General features: G+C 72.5%; 13 protein-coding genes. 12 read left to right on the top strand and 1 reads right to left on the bottom strand.

All coding sequences use genetic code 11. The annotated features are described in order from the left end of the window. Positions 1–10 precede the first annotated feature (10 nt). The 6 genes from OG928_RS01675 to OG928_RS01650 all read left to right on the top strand — a co-directional run bounded on the left by OG928_RS01675 (position 11) and on the right by OG928_RS01650 (position 7,601). Complete coding sequence (locus tag OG928_RS01675; protein WP_406278038.1) at positions 11–583, top strand: YdeI family protein; 573 nt, start codon at positions 11–13, stop codon at positions 581–583. Positions 584–922: 339 nt separating this feature from the next. Beyond that, complete coding sequence (locus OG928_RS01670) at positions 923–2,512, top strand: aldehyde dehydrogenase family protein (protein ID WP_406278035.1); 1,590 nt, start codon at positions 923–925, stop codon at positions 2,510–2,512. Then, the gene (locus tag OG928_RS01665) at positions 2,509–3,012 is read left to right on the top strand and encodes a type II toxin-antitoxin system RatA family toxin (protein ID WP_406278032.1); all 504 of its coding nucleotides are present in this window, start codon (positions 2,509–2,511) and stop codon (positions 3,010–3,012) included. Before OG928_RS01670 ends, OG928_RS01665 begins: the two co-directional genes overlap by 4 nt. After that, complete coding sequence (locus OG928_RS01660; RefSeq protein WP_406278029.1) at positions 2,999–4,021, top strand: ketoacyl-ACP synthase III family protein; 1,023 nt, start codon at positions 2,999–3,001, stop codon at positions 4,019–4,021. Before OG928_RS01665 ends, OG928_RS01660 begins: the two co-directional genes overlap by 14 nt. A 25-nt stretch (positions 4,022–4,046) precedes the next feature. Beyond that, entirely contained in the window at positions 4,047–5,135 is a 1,089-nt protein-coding gene (locus OG928_RS01655; RefSeq protein WP_406278026.1) for a 3-deoxy-7-phosphoheptulonate synthase, read from the top strand. Positions 5,136–5,252: 117 nt separating this feature from the next. Then, positions 5,253–7,601, top strand: coding sequence for an AMP-binding protein (locus OG928_RS01650; protein WP_406278023.1), 2,349 nt, complete (start codon positions 5,253–5,255; stop codon positions 7,599–7,601). 139 nt (positions 7,602–7,740) lie between these two features. On the opposite strand, the gene OG928_RS01645 is transcribed toward OG928_RS01650, so the two are convergent. Then, positions 7,741–8,727 carry an NADPH:quinone reductase gene (locus tag OG928_RS01645; RefSeq protein WP_406278020.1) on the bottom strand — a complete coding sequence of 329 codons (987 nt, stop codon included), beginning with the start codon at positions 8,725–8,727 and terminating at the stop codon, positions 7,741–7,743. Between the two features lie 241 nt (positions 8,728–8,968). Here OG928_RS01645 and OG928_RS01640 point away from each other — a divergent pair, with 241 nt between their 5' ends. Genes OG928_RS01640 through OG928_RS01615 form a run of 6 tightly spaced genes read left to right on the top strand, consistent with a single transcriptional unit; the run spans position 8,969 to position 16,391 of the window. Then, entirely contained in the window at positions 8,969–9,553 is a 585-nt protein-coding gene (locus OG928_RS01640; RefSeq protein WP_406278018.1) for an SRPBCC family protein, read from the top strand. A 4-nt stretch (positions 9,554–9,557) separates the two neighbouring features. Beyond that, on the top strand, positions 9,558–11,129 hold the full coding sequence (locus OG928_RS01635) for a class I adenylate-forming enzyme family protein (RefSeq protein WP_406278015.1): 1,572 nt from the start codon (positions 9,558–9,560) through the stop codon (positions 11,127–11,129). Then, positions 11,129–12,334, top strand: coding sequence for an FAD-dependent monooxygenase (locus OG928_RS01630; RefSeq protein WP_406278012.1), 1,206 nt, complete (start codon positions 11,129–11,131; stop codon positions 12,332–12,334). Before OG928_RS01635 ends, OG928_RS01630 begins: the two co-directional genes overlap by 1 nt. Then, on the top strand, positions 12,331–14,325 hold the full coding sequence (locus tag OG928_RS01625; protein WP_406278009.1) for an FAD/NAD(P)-binding protein: 1,995 nt from the start codon (positions 12,331–12,333) through the stop codon (positions 14,323–14,325). The genes OG928_RS01630 and OG928_RS01625 overlap by 4 nt, the downstream gene beginning before the upstream one ends. Then, the gene (gene pcaB, locus OG928_RS01620; protein WP_406278006.1) at positions 14,322–15,779 is read left to right on the top strand and encodes a 3-carboxy-cis,cis-muconate cycloisomerase; all 1,458 of its coding nucleotides are present in this window, start codon (positions 14,322–14,324) and stop codon (positions 15,777–15,779) included. Before OG928_RS01625 ends, pcaB begins: the two co-directional genes overlap by 4 nt. Before the next feature lie 18 nt (positions 15,780–15,797). Next, positions 15,798–16,391: a CGNR zinc finger domain-containing protein gene (locus tag OG928_RS01615; protein WP_406278003.1), complete on the top strand. Its 594-nt coding sequence runs from the start codon at positions 15,798–15,800 to the stop codon at positions 16,389–16,391. The last annotated feature ends 218 nt before the right edge of the window (positions 16,392–16,609 follow it).

The raw sequence follows: 16,609 nt of genomic DNA, 5'->3' as shown, positions 1-16,609 counted from the left end.
AGGACGAGATGTGACGAGCGAAGACGAGACTCTCACCTGCGCCACCGCCGACGAGTTCGCCGCCTGGCTCGAAGCCAACCACGAGAGCTCCGACGGAGTCTGGCTCGTCTTGGCGAAGAAGGGGACGGACGCGGCCTCGGTCACCCGCTCCGAGGCCCTGGACGTGGCGCTGTGCTACGGCTGGATCGACGGCAAGGCCTTCTCGGGCGGCACGCCGGACGGGTGGTGGGCGCAGCGCTACACCCCGCGCAGGTCGCGCAGCAAGTGGTCCAAGATCAATTGCCGGCGGGTGGAGAAGCTCATCGCGGCGGGCCGGATGCGTTCCGCGGGGCTTGCCCAGGTTGAGTCGGCCAAGGCTGATGGTCGTTGGGAGGCGGCGATGGAACCGCCGAGTCGGGCCGAGGTGCCAAAGGATTTGCGGGTGGCGCTCGATGCGGTGCCGGGGGCGGCGGCGGGCTTTTCGGCGCTCAGTGCGAGTAGGCGTTACCAGGTTCTGTTGTCGGTGCAGGGGGCGAAGAAGCCCGAGACTCGGGCGCGTCGGATCGCTCGTCATGTCGAGGAGTTGGCGGACGAGGCGCCATAGGCCTGGACGGGGGTGGGCGGCCTCAAACGCCGGCCGGGCTGTGAAGGCCGGCCTTCGGCCGAGCCGGCCTCAAACGCCGGCCGGGCTATGAGGGCCGGCCTTCGGCCTGGCGGCCTCAAGCGCCGGCCGGGCTATGAGAGGCGGCCTCAAACGCCGGCCGGGCTATGAGAGCCCGCCTCAAGCGCCGGCCGGGCTGGGGGGCGCTTGTCCGGTGCTTGGTTCGCAAGGTGAGAACCAACCCTTATCGCGGGTCCGTTGTTCGCTCTTTGTTACCTGCGTAGCGTTTTCACTGGTAGCGACAGACGTCGACCGTACATCCAACGTTCGAAAGGGAGAGCCGTGACCATCAGGGTCTATCCCGCCTACATCGGCGGCCGGGACGTCAGCGGCGACGGCGGAGAGTATGTGCATACCGTGACCGCGCGCGCCATCATCGAGGACACCTTTCGCAGCTTGCGGTTGAAGGACGATCTCGATCGGGGGAAGGCCGATCCGAACGAGGCCGGGGACCGCGTTGCCGGGGCCTGTGCCGTTGCCGACGAGGGGATGATCGGGCAGGCGTTGGAAGCGGCCGCGCACGCTGCGCCGGAGTGGGCTCGGACTCCGCTGGTCACCCGGATGGAGATCGGTCGGGGGATCGCGCGGCGGCTGATCGAGCATCGGGATCCGCTCGTCGAGATCCTGGTCGCCGAGGGCCAGCCGCGGTCCGGTGCCGAAGCGATGATCGACGGCATCCCGGTCACCGGGTGGAGCCCCGAGACCCTCGAATGGTGCGCCGAGCAACTGGAGTTCCGCCGCCACGACGGCGAGCGCGAGATGATCCTGCGCCGCGTCGCCGACGGCGTGGTCTGTGTCAACCCGCCGCAGAACGCGGCGATGGTGAACGCGTTGTCCGCCGTCACCGCCCTGCTCGCCGGCAACACGGTCGTGGTCCGCGCCCCCCGTGGCGTCGCACTCAGCTGCATGTACGCCATGCGCGAGGTCGTGGCACCGGTGCTGGAAGCCGCCGGCGCGCCCCCGGGAACCCTCAACGCCTACTGCGGACCGCCGGCCGTCGACACCTGGCTGGCGAGCGAGCACGTCGACGACATCGTCTACTACGGCGGCAGCAAGCAGGGCCTGGAGTTCGAACGCGACTGCATCGCGGCCGGCAAGAAGCCGATCCTGGAACTCGCGGGCAACGACTGCTGCGTGGTCTGGCACGACGCCGACCTGGACGCCGCGGTGCAGACCGTCACCCAGTTCTTCCTCAACTCCGGCCAGATCTGCAACGTGCCGAACCAGGTCATCGCGCACCCCGCGATCGCCGACGAACTCGTCGAGCGGCTGATCGTGGCCACCGGCAGAATCCACCCCGGCTACCCCGACGAGCCCGGAGTGGTCCTCACCCCCGTGCTCGGGGCCGACTGGTTCTTCGGCTGCCTCACCGAGGCGCTCGCCAAGGGCGCCACCCTCGTGCACGGCGCCCGCCGGCTCGAAGTGGACGGCACCCCCTCGGACACCGGGTTCTTCATCGAGCCGACCATCGTGCGCGTCGCGGGACTCGCCGACGCCCGATCGTTGTCTGTGGTCCGCGACGAGACGTTCTTCCCGCTCCTGCCGATCATCGTCCCCGACGCCGGCGCCTCCGACGAGAGCCTGCTCGACGAGATCCTGGCCTTCGTCAACGGCAACGCCTACGGCCTGCGCAACTCCTTCTGGTCGACCGGCTCCGCGACGATCGAACGAGTCCTGGCGGAGGTCGTCAACGGCGGCAACCTCAAGATCAACGACTCGCACGGCAACTTCCTGCCCTTCCTCCCCAATTCCGGCGGCACCGGCCTCACCGGCGGCGCCTTCGGCGAGGCGAGCCACCCCATGCTGCGCACCACGCACCTGCAGGCCGTCAGCATCGTCCGCCCGACGATCCGACTCGGAGACACCCGATGACCTCCCGCACCCTCAAGGCCACGCTGCCGTGCTCGGCGGCCACCGCGATCGAACGGCTCGGCGACGACCGGGCATTCCCCTCCTACGCCCCGGACGTACTCTCCGTCGAGGACGCCGGCGGTGACCTGCGCCGGTGGGTGCTCGCCTTCCGCGGCGGCACCGCCCAGTGGGTGCAGCGCACCCGCGGCGCGAGCGCCGAGCGGCCCGACCGGATCGAGTTCGAGCAGGTCGAGGGCGACTTCCAGCAGTTCGGCGGCGCCTGGACGAGCACGGACACCGCCGGCGGCTGCGAGGTCGTGTTCGAGGTGGGCTTCCGCACCAGCGTCCCGCACCTGGCGGGCGCGATCGACTCGGCCGTCGGCCGGGTCCTGATCCGCAGCGCCCACCGCGTCCTGGTCGGCATCGGCGGCACCGCCGACATCACGTCCGGCGGACACCACCTGCGCGACCTGCCGGAACACCTCGTCCCCGAAGGGATACCGGGCCATGCGCTTCGATGACATCTGGATCACCGGTACCGGCGGCACCCTGGGCGACCGGGTGCCCGTGACCGAGGCGGTCGCGGCCGGCGACTACGAGGCCGAGGCCGCGGACAGCACCGGCATGGTCACCGTCTCGCAGGCCCGCCTCGCACCGCCCGAGATGGCCGTGATCGCCGGCCGGCAGGCGATCAAGGAGGCCCGCGAGTACGGCACCGAAGTGTCCTCGGACAGTCTCCACCTGCACAGCCACGGACACTTCCAGGGCATCGACATGTGGCCCGCCGCGTGCTGGATCGCCAAGGAACTGCTCGGCCCGCGGCTCGACGGGATCCCGCTGACCGTCTCCGCGTGGTCCAACGGCTCGCTGGCGAGCATGGACGTGGCCGCGGCCATGCTCGCGTCGCGCCCGGAACTGCCCTCCGCCCTGATCACCCTCGGGGACCGGTTCGCGCCCCCCACCGACCGCTGGCACACCTCCCCGGGCATCGTCTTCGGGGACGGCGCCGCGGCGGCGGTGGTCACCCGGGGCGGCGGCCGACTGCGCCTGGTCTCGCTCGCCTCGGAGACCGACACGGTCCTCGAGGGCCTCTCGCGCGGCGACGAGCCGTTCCGCACGGCGCCGGCCGCACAGGCCGACATCCGGCACCGCACCCGGCAGTTCCTGGCCCAGGGCGACGTGTCGATCCGGGACGTACAGACCAGGTCGGCGGATCGCACCCGCAGCGTCGTCACCCGCGCGCTGGCCGACGCGGAGATGTCCCCGGAGCGGGTCGACTGGTTCGTCACCCCCTTCGTCGGCCGCACGCTCTACCGCGAGAGCTTCGTTCGGCCGCTGGGCATCACCCCGCGCCACGACCTGCACGAGCTCGGTCTGACCATCGGGCACCTCGGCGCCGCGGACCAGATCTACGCGCTGGACCACCTGCTGAAAGAGGACCTCCTCGACCCGGGCGCACGTGTGCTCGTGGTCGGAACCGGCATGGGATTCACCTTCTCCGCAGCGGTGTTCGCGGCCGACCGCGCCTGACTCCGTGATGTTAAGGAAACCTCTGATGAGCCCTGACCGAACAGCCGACTCCCGTGTCACCGCGGTCGAGCGCCTCATGCCCGCGGCCGCCCTACGGGCCGAGATACCGGCCCCGCCCAAGGCCCGTACCACCATTCGCGAGGCCCGGCGGGACATCCAGCGGATCCTGAACGGCAAGGACGATCGCCTCGTCCTGGTCACCGGTCCGTGTTCCATCCACGACACCGACGCCGCGCTGGCCTACGCCGAGCGCCTGGCCGAGCTGTCCCGGCAGATGTCCGACCGGCTCCTGATCGTCATGCGGGTCTACGTCGAGAAGCCGCGCACCCGACTGGGCTGGAAGGGGCTCGTCAACGACCCCGACATGGACGGGTCGCACGACGTCAACGGCGGACTGCGAATGGCGCGCGGGTTGATGGTCGAGATCCTCGGGACCGGCCTGCCGGTCGGGTGCGAGTTCCTGGACCCGATGCTCGCCCGGTACTTCTCCGACATCGTCTCGTGGGCGTCGATCGGCGCCCGCACCGTGCAGAGCCAGGTACACCGGCAACTCACCAGCGGGCTCGACATGCCCGTCGGGATCAAGAACGCGACGGGTGGCCAATCGATCGACGCCATCGACGCGATCGTCACGGCGGGGGAGGGCCACGTGTTCCCGAGCCTGACCGACGAGGGGAAGGCGGCCGTGGTCACCACGAGCGGCAACCCCGACTGCCATGTGGTGCTGCGCGGCGGTACCGAAGGCCCCAACTACAGCGCGCCCGACGTGGCCAAGACCCTCGACCAGCTCAAGGACGCGGGCCTGCCGGAACGGCTCGTCATCGACGCGAGCCACGGCAACAGCGGCAAGGACCACGAGGAACAGGCCAACGTCGTGGGCGATGTGGCCGATCGGATCGCCGAGGGTGAGCCCGGCGTCGCCGGGATGATGCTCGAAAGCAACCTGGCCTGCGGCCGGCAGGACCTGATCCTGGGCCGGACGGACGGCCTGGCCTACGGCCAGAGCGTCACCGACGCCTGCGCGGGCTGGGAGCAGACCGTCGACATGGTCCGACGACTCGCGGAAGCGGTGACGGCGCGGCGCGCCACGGGTTCGTCCGTTCTCGTCGCCTGAACCTCGGGTCCCCGGTATCTCCATCCCGACATCTCGTCATCCCGTCATCCGTCGCCCCGAGGCCCCGTCGCCCAAGCCCGACATCCGCCATCCGACATCCCGAGAGGAGCGATTCCGGTGGCCACGACCACGAGTTCGGCACTCCCGCTCGCCCGTCACATCGACGGCGATCGGACCGGAGCGTCGCACCACATCACCATCCCCCTCCCCACCGAGGCCCGCCCGCATCCGGAGCGGTTCGCGACGGCCGCCCTCGCGGTCCTGATCCACCGCTACACCGGGGAGAGCGACCTGCTGATCGGCCGGCAGTCCCGGCCGGACGGTCCGGTCGAGACGCTCGAACTGCGCGCCGCCGCCGACGACACGCCGGCGGACCTGCTCGCCGCGGCCGCCGACGCCACCCCGTCGGAGCATCCGGCCGCCGGCCGCCCCTGCCACGCCCTGGTGTGCGCCGCGGCCGCGGGGACGGCCGGCCCGCGCGCCGCGCTGACCCTGCTCGTCGCCGACGAGGCGTACGAACTCCTGGTCTCCAGCGCCGAGTTCGACCTCGACGCGGCAGCCCAGTACGCCCGCCACCTACGGCGCGTACTCACCGCCCTGACCGCGGATCGGCGTGTTGCCCTGCGCGACATACCGTTGCTGAGCGACGAGGAGACACAGCGGATCCTGGTCGAGTGGAACCGGACCGACGAGGCCGTCCCGCCCCCGTTCTTCCACGAGATCGTCACGGACTTCGCGCACCGCACCCCCGACGCGATCGCGGTGGCGCTGCCCGAGAGCGCGCTGACCTACCGGGACCTGGAGGACCGGGCCAACCGGCTCGCCCACCGCCTGGCCGCGACCGGAGTGCGCCGGCAGGACCGGGTCGGGGTGTGCTTCCCGCGCGGCGCCGAGAGCCTGATCGCGCAACTCGCGTGCTTCAAGCTCGCGGCGGCGGCGATCCTGCTCGACCCCGACTTCCCCGCCGACCGGGTCCGGTTCATGGTCGAGGACGCCGAGGCGGCCGCGGTCGTGACGCTGTCGGCGCACGAAGACAAGGTGTCCGGGCACTGTCCGGTGCTCGCGCTCGACGTCGTCGACTGGCGCAGCGAGCCCAACACCGAGGTGAGCGCCCCGGTGGACGTCGACGACCTGATCCACATCTGCTACACCTCCGGTTCCACCGGCGCGCCCAAGGCCGTCCTCGTGCGGTTCGGCGCGGCCCGCAACCTCATCCACAGCATGCGCGAGATGACCGGCATGACGGCCGCGACCCAGGGCACCTGGCTGGCCGCGCCGGGCTACGGCATGGTCGAGGTGGAGTGCTTCCCGGTGCTCGCCGCCGGCGGCACGGTGCACATTCCCGACACGTCCGTGGTCGCCGCACCGCAACTGCTCCAGGACTGGTACCTGGAGAAGCGGATCACCAGCACGCTGCTGATGAAGCCGATGGCCGAGCGGTTGTGGAGCCTGGACTGGCCCGCCGACACGCCGCTGGCCGACATCCGGGTCTGCGGCGAGCGGATCCAGTCCTGGCCCCCCGCCGGGCTCCCGTTCCGGCTGATCAACCTCTACGGCTCCGCGGAGGCCACCACCGCCGCCGGCTGCGACATCACCGCGCTGGGCGAGAGCCTGGGCGCGGAGGGTCGGGCCCGCCGCCTGCCGCCGATCGGGCGGCCGATCTGCAACGTCAGGATCTACGTGCTCGCCGCGAACTCGGTGCCGGTACCGCCCGGCGTGGTCGGCGAGTTGTGCATCGCCGGCGACAGCCTGTCGGCCGGCTACCTGAAGCGACCCGAGGCCACCGCGCTGCGCTGGGTCGCCAATCCGATCGATCCGGCCCGGCACCCGGTGCTGTACCGCACGGGGGACATGGCGCGCTACTGGCCGGACGGCAGCATCGAGATCATCGGCCGGGTGGACAACCAGCTCAAGGTGCAGGGCAACACCGTCCAGCTCGGCGAGATCGAGGTGGTCACGGCGAGCCGGCCGGGTGTCGCCCAGGCGGCGGTGCTGGCGCACCGGGACGGCCAGGGAGACGTGCGACTCACCGCGTACATCGAGCCGGAGCCGGGCAGCGAGCCGGAGGTGCGTGAGATCCGTCGGTCGCTGCGGGCGAAGCTGCCCGCGTTCATGGTGCCGTCCGCGTATGTCGTCGGCGGTCTGCCGACCTCGGTGAACGGCAAGATCGACCGCGCCGCGCTGCCCGAACCGCCGCGCTCGCGGCCCGACGTGGACAGCCCCTACCAGGAGCCGCGCACCGACACCGAGCGCTCGCTCGCGCGGATGTGCGCGCAACTGCTCGAACTGGACGGGATCGGCGTGCACGACAACTTCTTCGAACTCGGCGGGGACTCGCTGCGCGGGGCCCGACTGACCGAGCGGGTCCGCGAGTTGTTCGAGATCGACATCGAGCTCGGCGATCTGCTCCACGAGCCGAGCGTCGACCGGATGGCGGTGCTCGTCGACCGGGCGCGCGCGTACTGACCTCGATCCCGCACGGCTTGGACACGGCGGTGCTCCCCGGTGCACGAGACCGCGGAGCACCGTCGCGAGGCGCCGACAACGACCCCGGCGGCGCGGGCGTTGCGTCCGGACCCCATCGGGGCGATCGACACGCCCTGGGTCAGTGCTCCAGGTCGAAGCGCAACACCACGCGCCTGCCGTGCAGTTCGCCCTTTTCCAGGCGACGATGCACATCGGCGGCGGCGGACGACGGCAGCGTCTCGACGGTCCGCGAGCGCAACCGGCCCGCAGCGAGCAGTCGGTTGATCGAGCGGGCGGCGTCGGCGAGTTCGCCGGTGCCGGCGTGCGAGATGACGAAGCCGCGGATCGAGCCGTCCTTCAGGTACAGGTCGCCGGCCGGCAGCACCGGGCGCGTGCCCGCTCCCGCGAGCAGCACTATCCGCCCGCGCCGCGCGAGCAGGGCGACCGCCGCGGTCAGGTCGTTGCCGCCCGAGGTGTCCAGGTGCAGGTCCACGCCGTTCGGGGCGGCCTCGGCGAGCCGTTCGGCCAGGTCCGGGGCGCGGTAGTCCAGGACGACCGCGGCGCCCAGGTCACGGCAGTAGTGGGCGTCGCGGGCGGACGCGGTGGCCAGTACCCGGGCGCCCGCCTCGACGGCCAGGACGACCAGGGCCGCGCCGACGTTGCCGGCGGCTCCCGCCACCAGGACGGTCTCGCCGGCGCGCAGCCCGCCGTGGGCGAACAGCGCCAGGTGGGCGGTCGCGGCGGGGTGCAGCACCGTCACCGCGGCGTACGGGTCGACGCCCGACGGCAGCCGGTAGAGCCGGTCCGCCGCGACCACCGCCCGTTCGGCCGTCGCGCCCTGGCGCCCGCCGTGCCCGAGGCTGTTGCTCCACACCGCGTCCCCCGGCGCGAATCCGGGCGCGCCCGGTCCGGCCCGAAGCACCCGCCCGACGAGGTCGCGGCCTATCACGAACGGGAAGTCGACGGGCGTGGAGAACAGTCCCGAACGCACGAAGGTGTCGACCGGATCGACGGTGGTGGCCAGTACGTCGACGAGCACGTCGCAGGGGCCGGGGCGCGGTTCGGCCAGCTCGCCGAACCGGATCTCCTCGGGCGGGCCGAGTCGTTCGAGGTACGCAGCACGCATGCGCAGAGTCTGACACCACGCCGCGCCGGCCCGCGGGTTCGCCCTGCGATCGCGCCGGCCCGCGAGTGTTCGCCCTGCGATCGCGTCGTGTTCGCCGGGCGGGTCCGCCGCGTCTTCGCGGTTCGAGAAGAACCCCTTATCGCGGGGCCGTGGTCGACCCGCTGTTACCGCCATAGCGTTATAGACGGTAGCAAGCACTTCCCGTGCAGTTCCGGAGCCACACCGAAAGGGGCGCCAGGACATGGCGAACGCACCCGTCGCCACCGGCGACACGCGCACACCCGAGGCCGGCGACCGCGAGCAGCCCGCGCTGTTCCGACTCGCCGCCCGCACGCACATCGCGGCCACACCGACCGAGGTGTACGCCGTCGTCAGCGACCTCGCCCGCAGCGGCGAGTGGAGCCCCGAGTGCGTGGGCGGCACCTGGATCAGCGGCGAACCGGGCACGGTGGGCGCGGTCTTTCGCGGTGAGAACCTGCGCGCCGCGGACGTGGTCGCCTGGGCCCCGGTGGTGCGCGGCACGTGGTTCACCGAGTCCGAGGTGGTCGCCGCCGAACCCGGACGCAGCTTCCGCTGGTCGATGCGCGACACGGCGGGAGTCCGCCAGGACAGCGTGTGGTCCTACGAGATCGAGCCCGCGCCCGGCGGCAGCGTGCTCACCCACCGCTTCCGGATGGGCCGGGCCACCGAGGGGATCCGCGGCATCACCGCGGCACTGGACGACGCCGGCAAGCGGCGCTTCCTCGCCGACTGGAACGCGAAGGTCGCCGCCGATCTCCCGGTCACCCTCGAACGGATCAAGCGCGTCGTCGAGAAGAAGGCCTGACCTCATGCTCTTGCAACGCATCGGAAACCGCGGCATCCGACTGGGCACGCTCTTCGAACGCGCGGCCTCCCGACACTCGACCAACGTGCTCATCCTCGACCACGACCTCGACATCGCCCCCGAACTGGGCCGGCGCGCCACCATCGCGGAGATCGCCGACCTCGTGGACGACTTCGCCGCCCGCCTGTGGGCGGCCGGGATCCGACCCGGCGGCCGCGTCGTGGTGTACAAGTCCGACGGCTTCGACATCACCCTGCTGGCCTGCGCGGCCGCGCGCGTCGGCGCGGTGCCCGTCCTGCTGTCGCCGACGCTCGACGGCGCCACCGTCGCCGAACTGGTCCGCCGCACCGACCGGCCGTACCTGGTGACCGACCGGGCCAAGCTCGACGGTCTGCCCGGCGTGATCTTCGAACAGGCCGAGCGGGTACTGCTCACCACCGGCACACACCCCGACGCCGGCACCCTCGACGCGTCGACCGGGGCCGCACGCGTGCCCCCGGTGACCCGGCCCGCCGAGCAGCCCACGCTGATCACCCACACGTCGGGCACCACCGGGGTGCCCAAGCTCGCCGTGCACACCGGCCGCAGCCTCCAGGCCCGATACCGGCCGCAGGCCGCGATCGTCGCGCCCATCCTGCGGCACCGCGAGACCATCGCCCTGCACGTCTCGTTCGTGCACTCGCGCTTGATCACCGCGCTGGCCATCGCGCTGCTGCGCGGCTTCCCGATCGCGGTGCTGGCCGACTCCGACCCCAAGCGCGCCGCCGACCTGTTCGCGCGCCTGCGCCCCGGGGTCCTGGAGGCGCACCCCAACACCTTCATGGAGTGGGAGGAACTCGCGGACGACCCGCGCGAACCGCTCGCCGACGTCAAGCTGTTCAGCTCCACCTTCGACGCCATCCACCCGCGCACCGTGCACCGACTGCTCGCGGCCAGCCGGCGCCGGACGCCGCTGTTCGGCCAGCTGTACGGCCAGAGCGAGGTCGGCCCGGCCGTCGTCCGCGCCTTCACCCGCGGCCGCGCCCCCGACGCGGACGGCCGCTGCGTGGGCAGGCCGTTCCCCGGCATGACCGACGCCCGGGTGGTCGGCCGCAACGGCCGGCCCCCCTCCGCCGAGCACCCCGGCCACATCGAGGTCAAGAGCGACGGACGGATCCTGACCTACCTCGGCGAACAGGACCGCTACGACGCGCAGGTCTCCGCGGACGGCTGGTGGCGGATGGGCGATGTCGGCTACCGCACCAAGTGGGGCTGCATCCACCTGCTCGACCGCGAGGTCGACCTGATCGAGGGCTTCGGCTCCACACTGGCCGCCGAGGACACCCTGTTCGACAGACTCGACGAGCTCGCCGAGGTGGTCATCGTCCCCGGCGCGGACGGCGGTGCCGTGCCGGTGGTGTGCACCAAGGACGACCGGCCGCTCGACCCGGTCGCCTGGCGGGCGGCGGCCGCCGAACTACCGGAGATGGCCGAGCCGGTCCAGCGACGCATCCGGGACCTGCCGCAGACCGCCACCACCAAGATCAAACGCCTCGAACTGGCCCGCCGGCTCGAGGCCGAGGATCGGGGCGCGTGATGGCCGAGATCATCGTCGCGGGCGGCGGGATCGGCGGTCTGGCCACCGCCCTCGCGGTGTCCGCCCACGGTCACCGCGCCGTGGTCCTGGAGCGCGCCGACACGTTCGCCGAGATCGGCGCGGGCATCCAACTGGCCCCCAACGGCCTGCACGCCCTGGACGCGCTCGGCGTGGGCGAGGCGGTCCGCGCGTCGGCCGTCCGCATGGCCGAACTGCGCTTCATGGACGGCGTCACCGGTGAACACGTGGCGAGCCTGCCGCTCACCGACCGCTACCGCGACCGGTTCGACAGTCCCTACGTCGTCGCGCACCGCGCGGAACTGCACAAGGCCCTGCTCGACGCCTGCCGTGCCACCGACTCCGTTACGCTGCACGGTAGTTCGCCGGTCACGGACTACACGCAGAACGACGCGAGTGCCACCGCCCTGCTCGCGGACGGCACCCGGGTCACCGGCGACGCCGTGATCGGCGCCGACGGCGTGCACTCCGCGATCCGGGCCCGGCTCGTCGACGACGGCGAGCCGCGCGTCTCCGGAATCACCGTCTACCGGGCGGTCACCCCGATGGAACAGGTGCCCGAGAACCTGCGGTTCGACCGCTCGGTGGTGTGGTGGGCCGGGCCCGGCTGCCACTTCGTGCACTACCCGATCGCCGGCGGCCGCTTCCTCAACCTGGCGGCCAGCCGCGCCGACGGCCGCACCGACGCCTTCGCCGGCGTACCCGTGGACCGCGACGTGGCGCTGCTCGAACTCGCCGCCCTGGGCGGCACCGCGCAGCGCCTGCTCGAACTGGGCGCGGACTGGAAGACCTGGATGCTCGTCGACCGCGATCCGGTGGCCCGCTGGACCGACGGACGGGTCGCGCTCCTGGGCGACGCGGCGCACCCGATGCTGCACTACGCGGCGCAGGGCGCCTGCCAGGCCCTCGAGGACGCGGTCGTACTCGGACAGAGCCTGCACGGCACGCCGCCCGAGCGACTGCCCGCCCGGCTGCTCGCCTACAACGCGGCCCGGCGCGAACGCACCACCCGGATCCAACTCGCCGCGCGCGCGAGCACCCGGCTGTGGCACCCCGCCGGCGCCGCCGCCCGGGCCAGGAACACGATGCTCGGCGCGCTGTCCGCCGACGAACTGCACGAGCACGTGGCCTGGATGCACGGCACCCGGGTCGACCGGAGGACCGGAAGGAAGGGAGTCGCGGCATGACCACCGGTGCCCGGATCGAGGTCTGCGTCGTCGGCGCCGGCCCGCGCGGGCTCTCCGTCCTGGAGCGGCTGTGCGCCAACGAACGCGCCGAGCCCACGCACCCGGAGGTCACGATCCACGTGGTCGACCCGGCCTCGCCGGGCTCCGGCGCGGTCTGGCGCCGCGAACAGTCCCGGCACCTGCTGATGAACACCGTCGCGTCGCAGATCACCGTGTACACCGACGCGAGTTCGCGGATCGAGGGGCCGATCGTGCCTGGACCCAGCCTCCACGAGTGGGCGCGGTCGCTGTCCGTACTCGGCGAACCCGGCGACCACGGCGCGGACATCCTGGCCGAGGCCCGCTCGCTCGGGCCCGACGACTACCCCACCCGCGCCTTCTACGGGCGCTACCTGCACGACGCCTTCCGACAGGTCGTGGCCCGCGCCCCGGCGCACGTCGCGGTGCGGGTGCACCGATCGCGGGCGGTCGCCCTCGCGGACATCCACGGTGTGCCGGGCGGCCCGCAGGGCATCCGTCTGGCGGACGGCACCCGGCTGCACGACCTGGACGCGGTGGTGCTGGCGCTGGGCCACCTGCCCGCCCGACTGTCGGCGCGCGAGGCCCGGACCGCGAGCCTGGCCCGGATCCACTACCTGACGTACATCACCCCCGCCAACCCGGCGGACCTCGACCTCGGCCGGATCCGACCCGGCGAGAACGTGCTGTTGCGCGGCCTGGGGCTGAACTTCTTCGACCACATGGCCCTGTTCACGATCGGCCGCGACGGTCGCTTCGGGCTCGCGGACAATGGCCGCACGGTGTACCACCCCTCCGGCAACGAACCGATGTTGTACGCCAGTTCGCGACGCGGCGTGCCCTACCGGGCCCGTGGCGAGAACCAGAAGGGGGCGACCGGCCGGTACGTGCCCAGGCTGTTGACCCCCGCGTATGTCGAGGGGCTGCGCCGGCGCGCCCGGGAGGGCCGGCCGGTCGACTTCACCACCGACCTGTGGCCACCGATCGCGCGCGAGGTGGAGAGCGTGTACTACGCCGCACTGCTGCGCCTGCACGGCCGCGACGCCGAGGGCGAGGGGTTCATCCGCGCGTACCTGACCGCGGACGCGGACCACGACGTCGCGGCGCTGTTGGACGCGTACGCCGTCGCGCCGGCCGATCGCTGGGACTGGGTGACGATCGCCCGCCCGTACGGCGACCGGGAGTTCGCGAGCCGGCCGGACTTCACGCGCTGGCTCGTGGACTACCTCTCCCGGGACGTGGCGGCGGCCCGGGCGGGCAACGTCGACGGGCCGCTCAAGGCCGCCCTCGACGTGCTGCGGGACCTGCGCAACGAGATCAGGCTCGCGGTCGACCACGGTGGCCTGGACGGCAATTCGCACCGTGACGACCTGGAGGGCTGGTACACGCCGCTCAACGGCTTCCTGTCGATCGGCCCGCCCGCGGCCCGGATCGAGCAGATGATCGCGCTGATCGAGGCCGGCGTACTGACCCTGACCGGCCCCGGCACCCGGATCTGTCTCGACGTCGCCGAACCCGCGTTCGTGGCCGCCTCCACCGTCGTGCCCGGTCCGCCGGTGCGGGCCCGGGTGCTGATCGAGGCCCGGCTGCCCGAGCCGGACCTGCGCCGGACCGAGGATCCGCTGCTCCAACACCTGCTCAACACCGACCAGGCCGCCCCGTACCGGATCGCCGGTGCCGGGGGCGAGGACTACGAGACCGGCGGGCTCGCCGTCACCGAGCGGCCCTACCGGCTGATCGACGGGCGGGGTCGGGCGCATCCGCGCCGGTTCGCGTACGGCGTGCCCACCGAGTCGGTGCACTGGGTCACCGCCGCCGGGATCCGCCCCGGCGTCGATTCGGTGACCCTGGCCGACTCGGACGCCATCGCCCGGGCGGTCCTCTCCCTGCCCGCCGTGTCCCGAGTACCCGCGAACGTGCGCCGCGTGCCGGCGGACGACGCGGACGTCACCGCGAACGGAGTGATCGTGTGACCGCGCTCGCGCACCCGGAGCACCTTCCGGACCCCGAGCACGACGCCGGACTGCTGTCCCCGGTCCGGGTCGGCACGCCCGTGGAGGCGGCCGTCTGTGATCGGGCCTGGCTCCAGGCCATGCTCGACGCGGAGGCCGCCCTCGCTCGGGCCCAGGCCCGGCTCGGCACACTGCCCTCGGCCGCGGCCGACGCCATCACCGCGGCGGCCCGCGCCGAACGCTTCGACCTGCGGGAAGTGGCCCTGGCCGCCCGGGAGACCGCGAATCCGGTGGTCGCGCTGGTCGCCGCGCTCACCCGCGCGGTGGCCGAGAAGGACCCCGCCGCCGCCGAGTTCGTGCATCGCGGCTCGACCAGCCAGGACATCCTGGACACCGGTGCCATGCTGGTCGCGGCGCGCGCCCTGACCCTGGTGCGCGCCGACCTGGCCCGCACCGCCGACGCCCTCGGCGAGTTCGCCACGCGGCATCGCGACACGGTGATGGCCGGGCGCACGCTGACCCTGCACGCGGTGCCGACGACGTTCGGGCTCAAGGCGGCCGGCTGGCGGCAGCTGGTCCTGGACGCGCACCGCCGACTGGGAGAGGTGGCGGCGAACGGTTTGCCGGTCTCGCTCGGCGGCGCGGCCGGCACCCTGGCCGGCCACCTCGCGTACGCGGCCCTGGAGCACCCCGGTGAACACCTCGACCCCGGCCCCCACATCGACGCCCTGATCGACGCGTACGCCACCGAAACCGGCCTGGCCCGCCCGCCGCTGCCCTGGCACGCGCTACGCACCCCGATCGCCGACCTCGCGGCCGGCCTGGCCTTCGCGACCGGGGCGCTCGGCAAGATCGCGGTCGACGTACAGGCACTCGCGCGCACCGAGGTGGGCGAACTCGCCGAGCCCGACGTCGCCGGCCGCGGCGGCTCCTCCGCGATGCCGCACAAGCGCAACCCGGTCCTGTCCACGCTGATCCGCAGCGCGGCGCTCCAAGTGCCGGGTCTCGCGGCCGGCCTGACCCAGTGCCTGATCTCGGAGGACGAACGCTCGGCGGGCGCCTGGCACGCCGAATGGCTGCTCCTGCGCGAATGCCTGCGGCTGGCGGGCGGCGCCGCGCACACCGCGGCGGAACTGGCCGAGGGGCTGGTCGTACACCCGGAGCGGATGCGCGCCAACCTGGACCTGACCGGGAGCGCGGTGGTCACCGAGCGGATCGCGGCGGTGCTTTCCCCGGCGCTCGGCCGGGCCCGGGCCAAGGCCCTGCTCGGCGAGGCGGCCGGCGCCGCCGCGTGCACCGGCCGGTCGTTGTCCGAGGTGTTGTCGGCCGATCCGGAGGTCACCGCGCACATCCGCGCCGAGTGCCTGACGGAGCTCCTGGATCCGACCGCGTACACCGGTGCCGCCGGGGCCATGGTCGATCGCGCGATCGGTGCGGATCGACCGGTGGCGGGCCGGGCGTCGCCTTACCAGTGAAATGGAGACACCGGTATCATGGAGCGCATGCAGCGACCACGGGAAATCCGCCAGCCGGGGGATCGGGCCGTCGCGCCGGGTCGGCTCGCACTGGTGCAGGCGTTCGTCAACAGTGTGAACGTCGAGTTCGGGCCCGACGAATTCGCCTCCGCCGAGGGGCTGATCGGGTGGCTGGAGCGCAACGGCTTCGAGAGCGCGGGTATCGCGCCGCCGGACGAACTGGATCTGCGGGAGGCCGTGACGCTGCGCGAGGCGTTGCGGGGGTTGTTGCGGGAGAACAACGGCGGGGCCGTGGATGCGCGGGCTCGCCGGGCGCTGGAGCATGTCGCGCGCGGCTGTCCGGTCACCGTCGGATTCGGGGCCGAGGGTGGGGAGTTGGGGCTGCGGCCGGTGTCGGGGGATCTGCGGGGGGTGTTGGGCTCGGTGCTGGTGGCTGTCGCCGAGGCGCGGATCGAGGGGTCCTGGCGGCGGTTGAAGTCGTGCAGTGAGCATCGTTGTGAGTGGGCTTTTTACGATCGTTCGCGTAATCGTGGGAGTCGGTGGTGCTCTATGGCGGTGTGTGGGACGCGAGCCAAGATGCATAGGTACCGTGGGTCGCGGGTCTCGTCGTGAACTTGGGCCGGTCGGGGTGGATGTGGCCCGGGCTTCGGCCGAGGTGGCCTCAAGCGCGGGGCCTCATGCGCCGGCCGGGCTGATTGGGCTCGGTTTTCGGTTGAGGTGGGCTCAGGTGTCGGTGGGGTCGGTTGGCCTCAAGCGCCGGCCGGGCTGGAATGGCTTGGTCTTGGGTCGGTTGGCCTCAAACGCCGGCCGGGCTGGAATGGCTTGGTCTT

The organism is Embleya sp. NBC_00896 (assembly GCF_045207785.1).
Taxonomy (GTDB): domain Bacteria; phylum Actinomycetota; class Actinomycetes; order Streptomycetales; family Streptomycetaceae; genus Embleya.
This window is presented reverse-complemented; position numbering and strand designations above follow the sequence as displayed.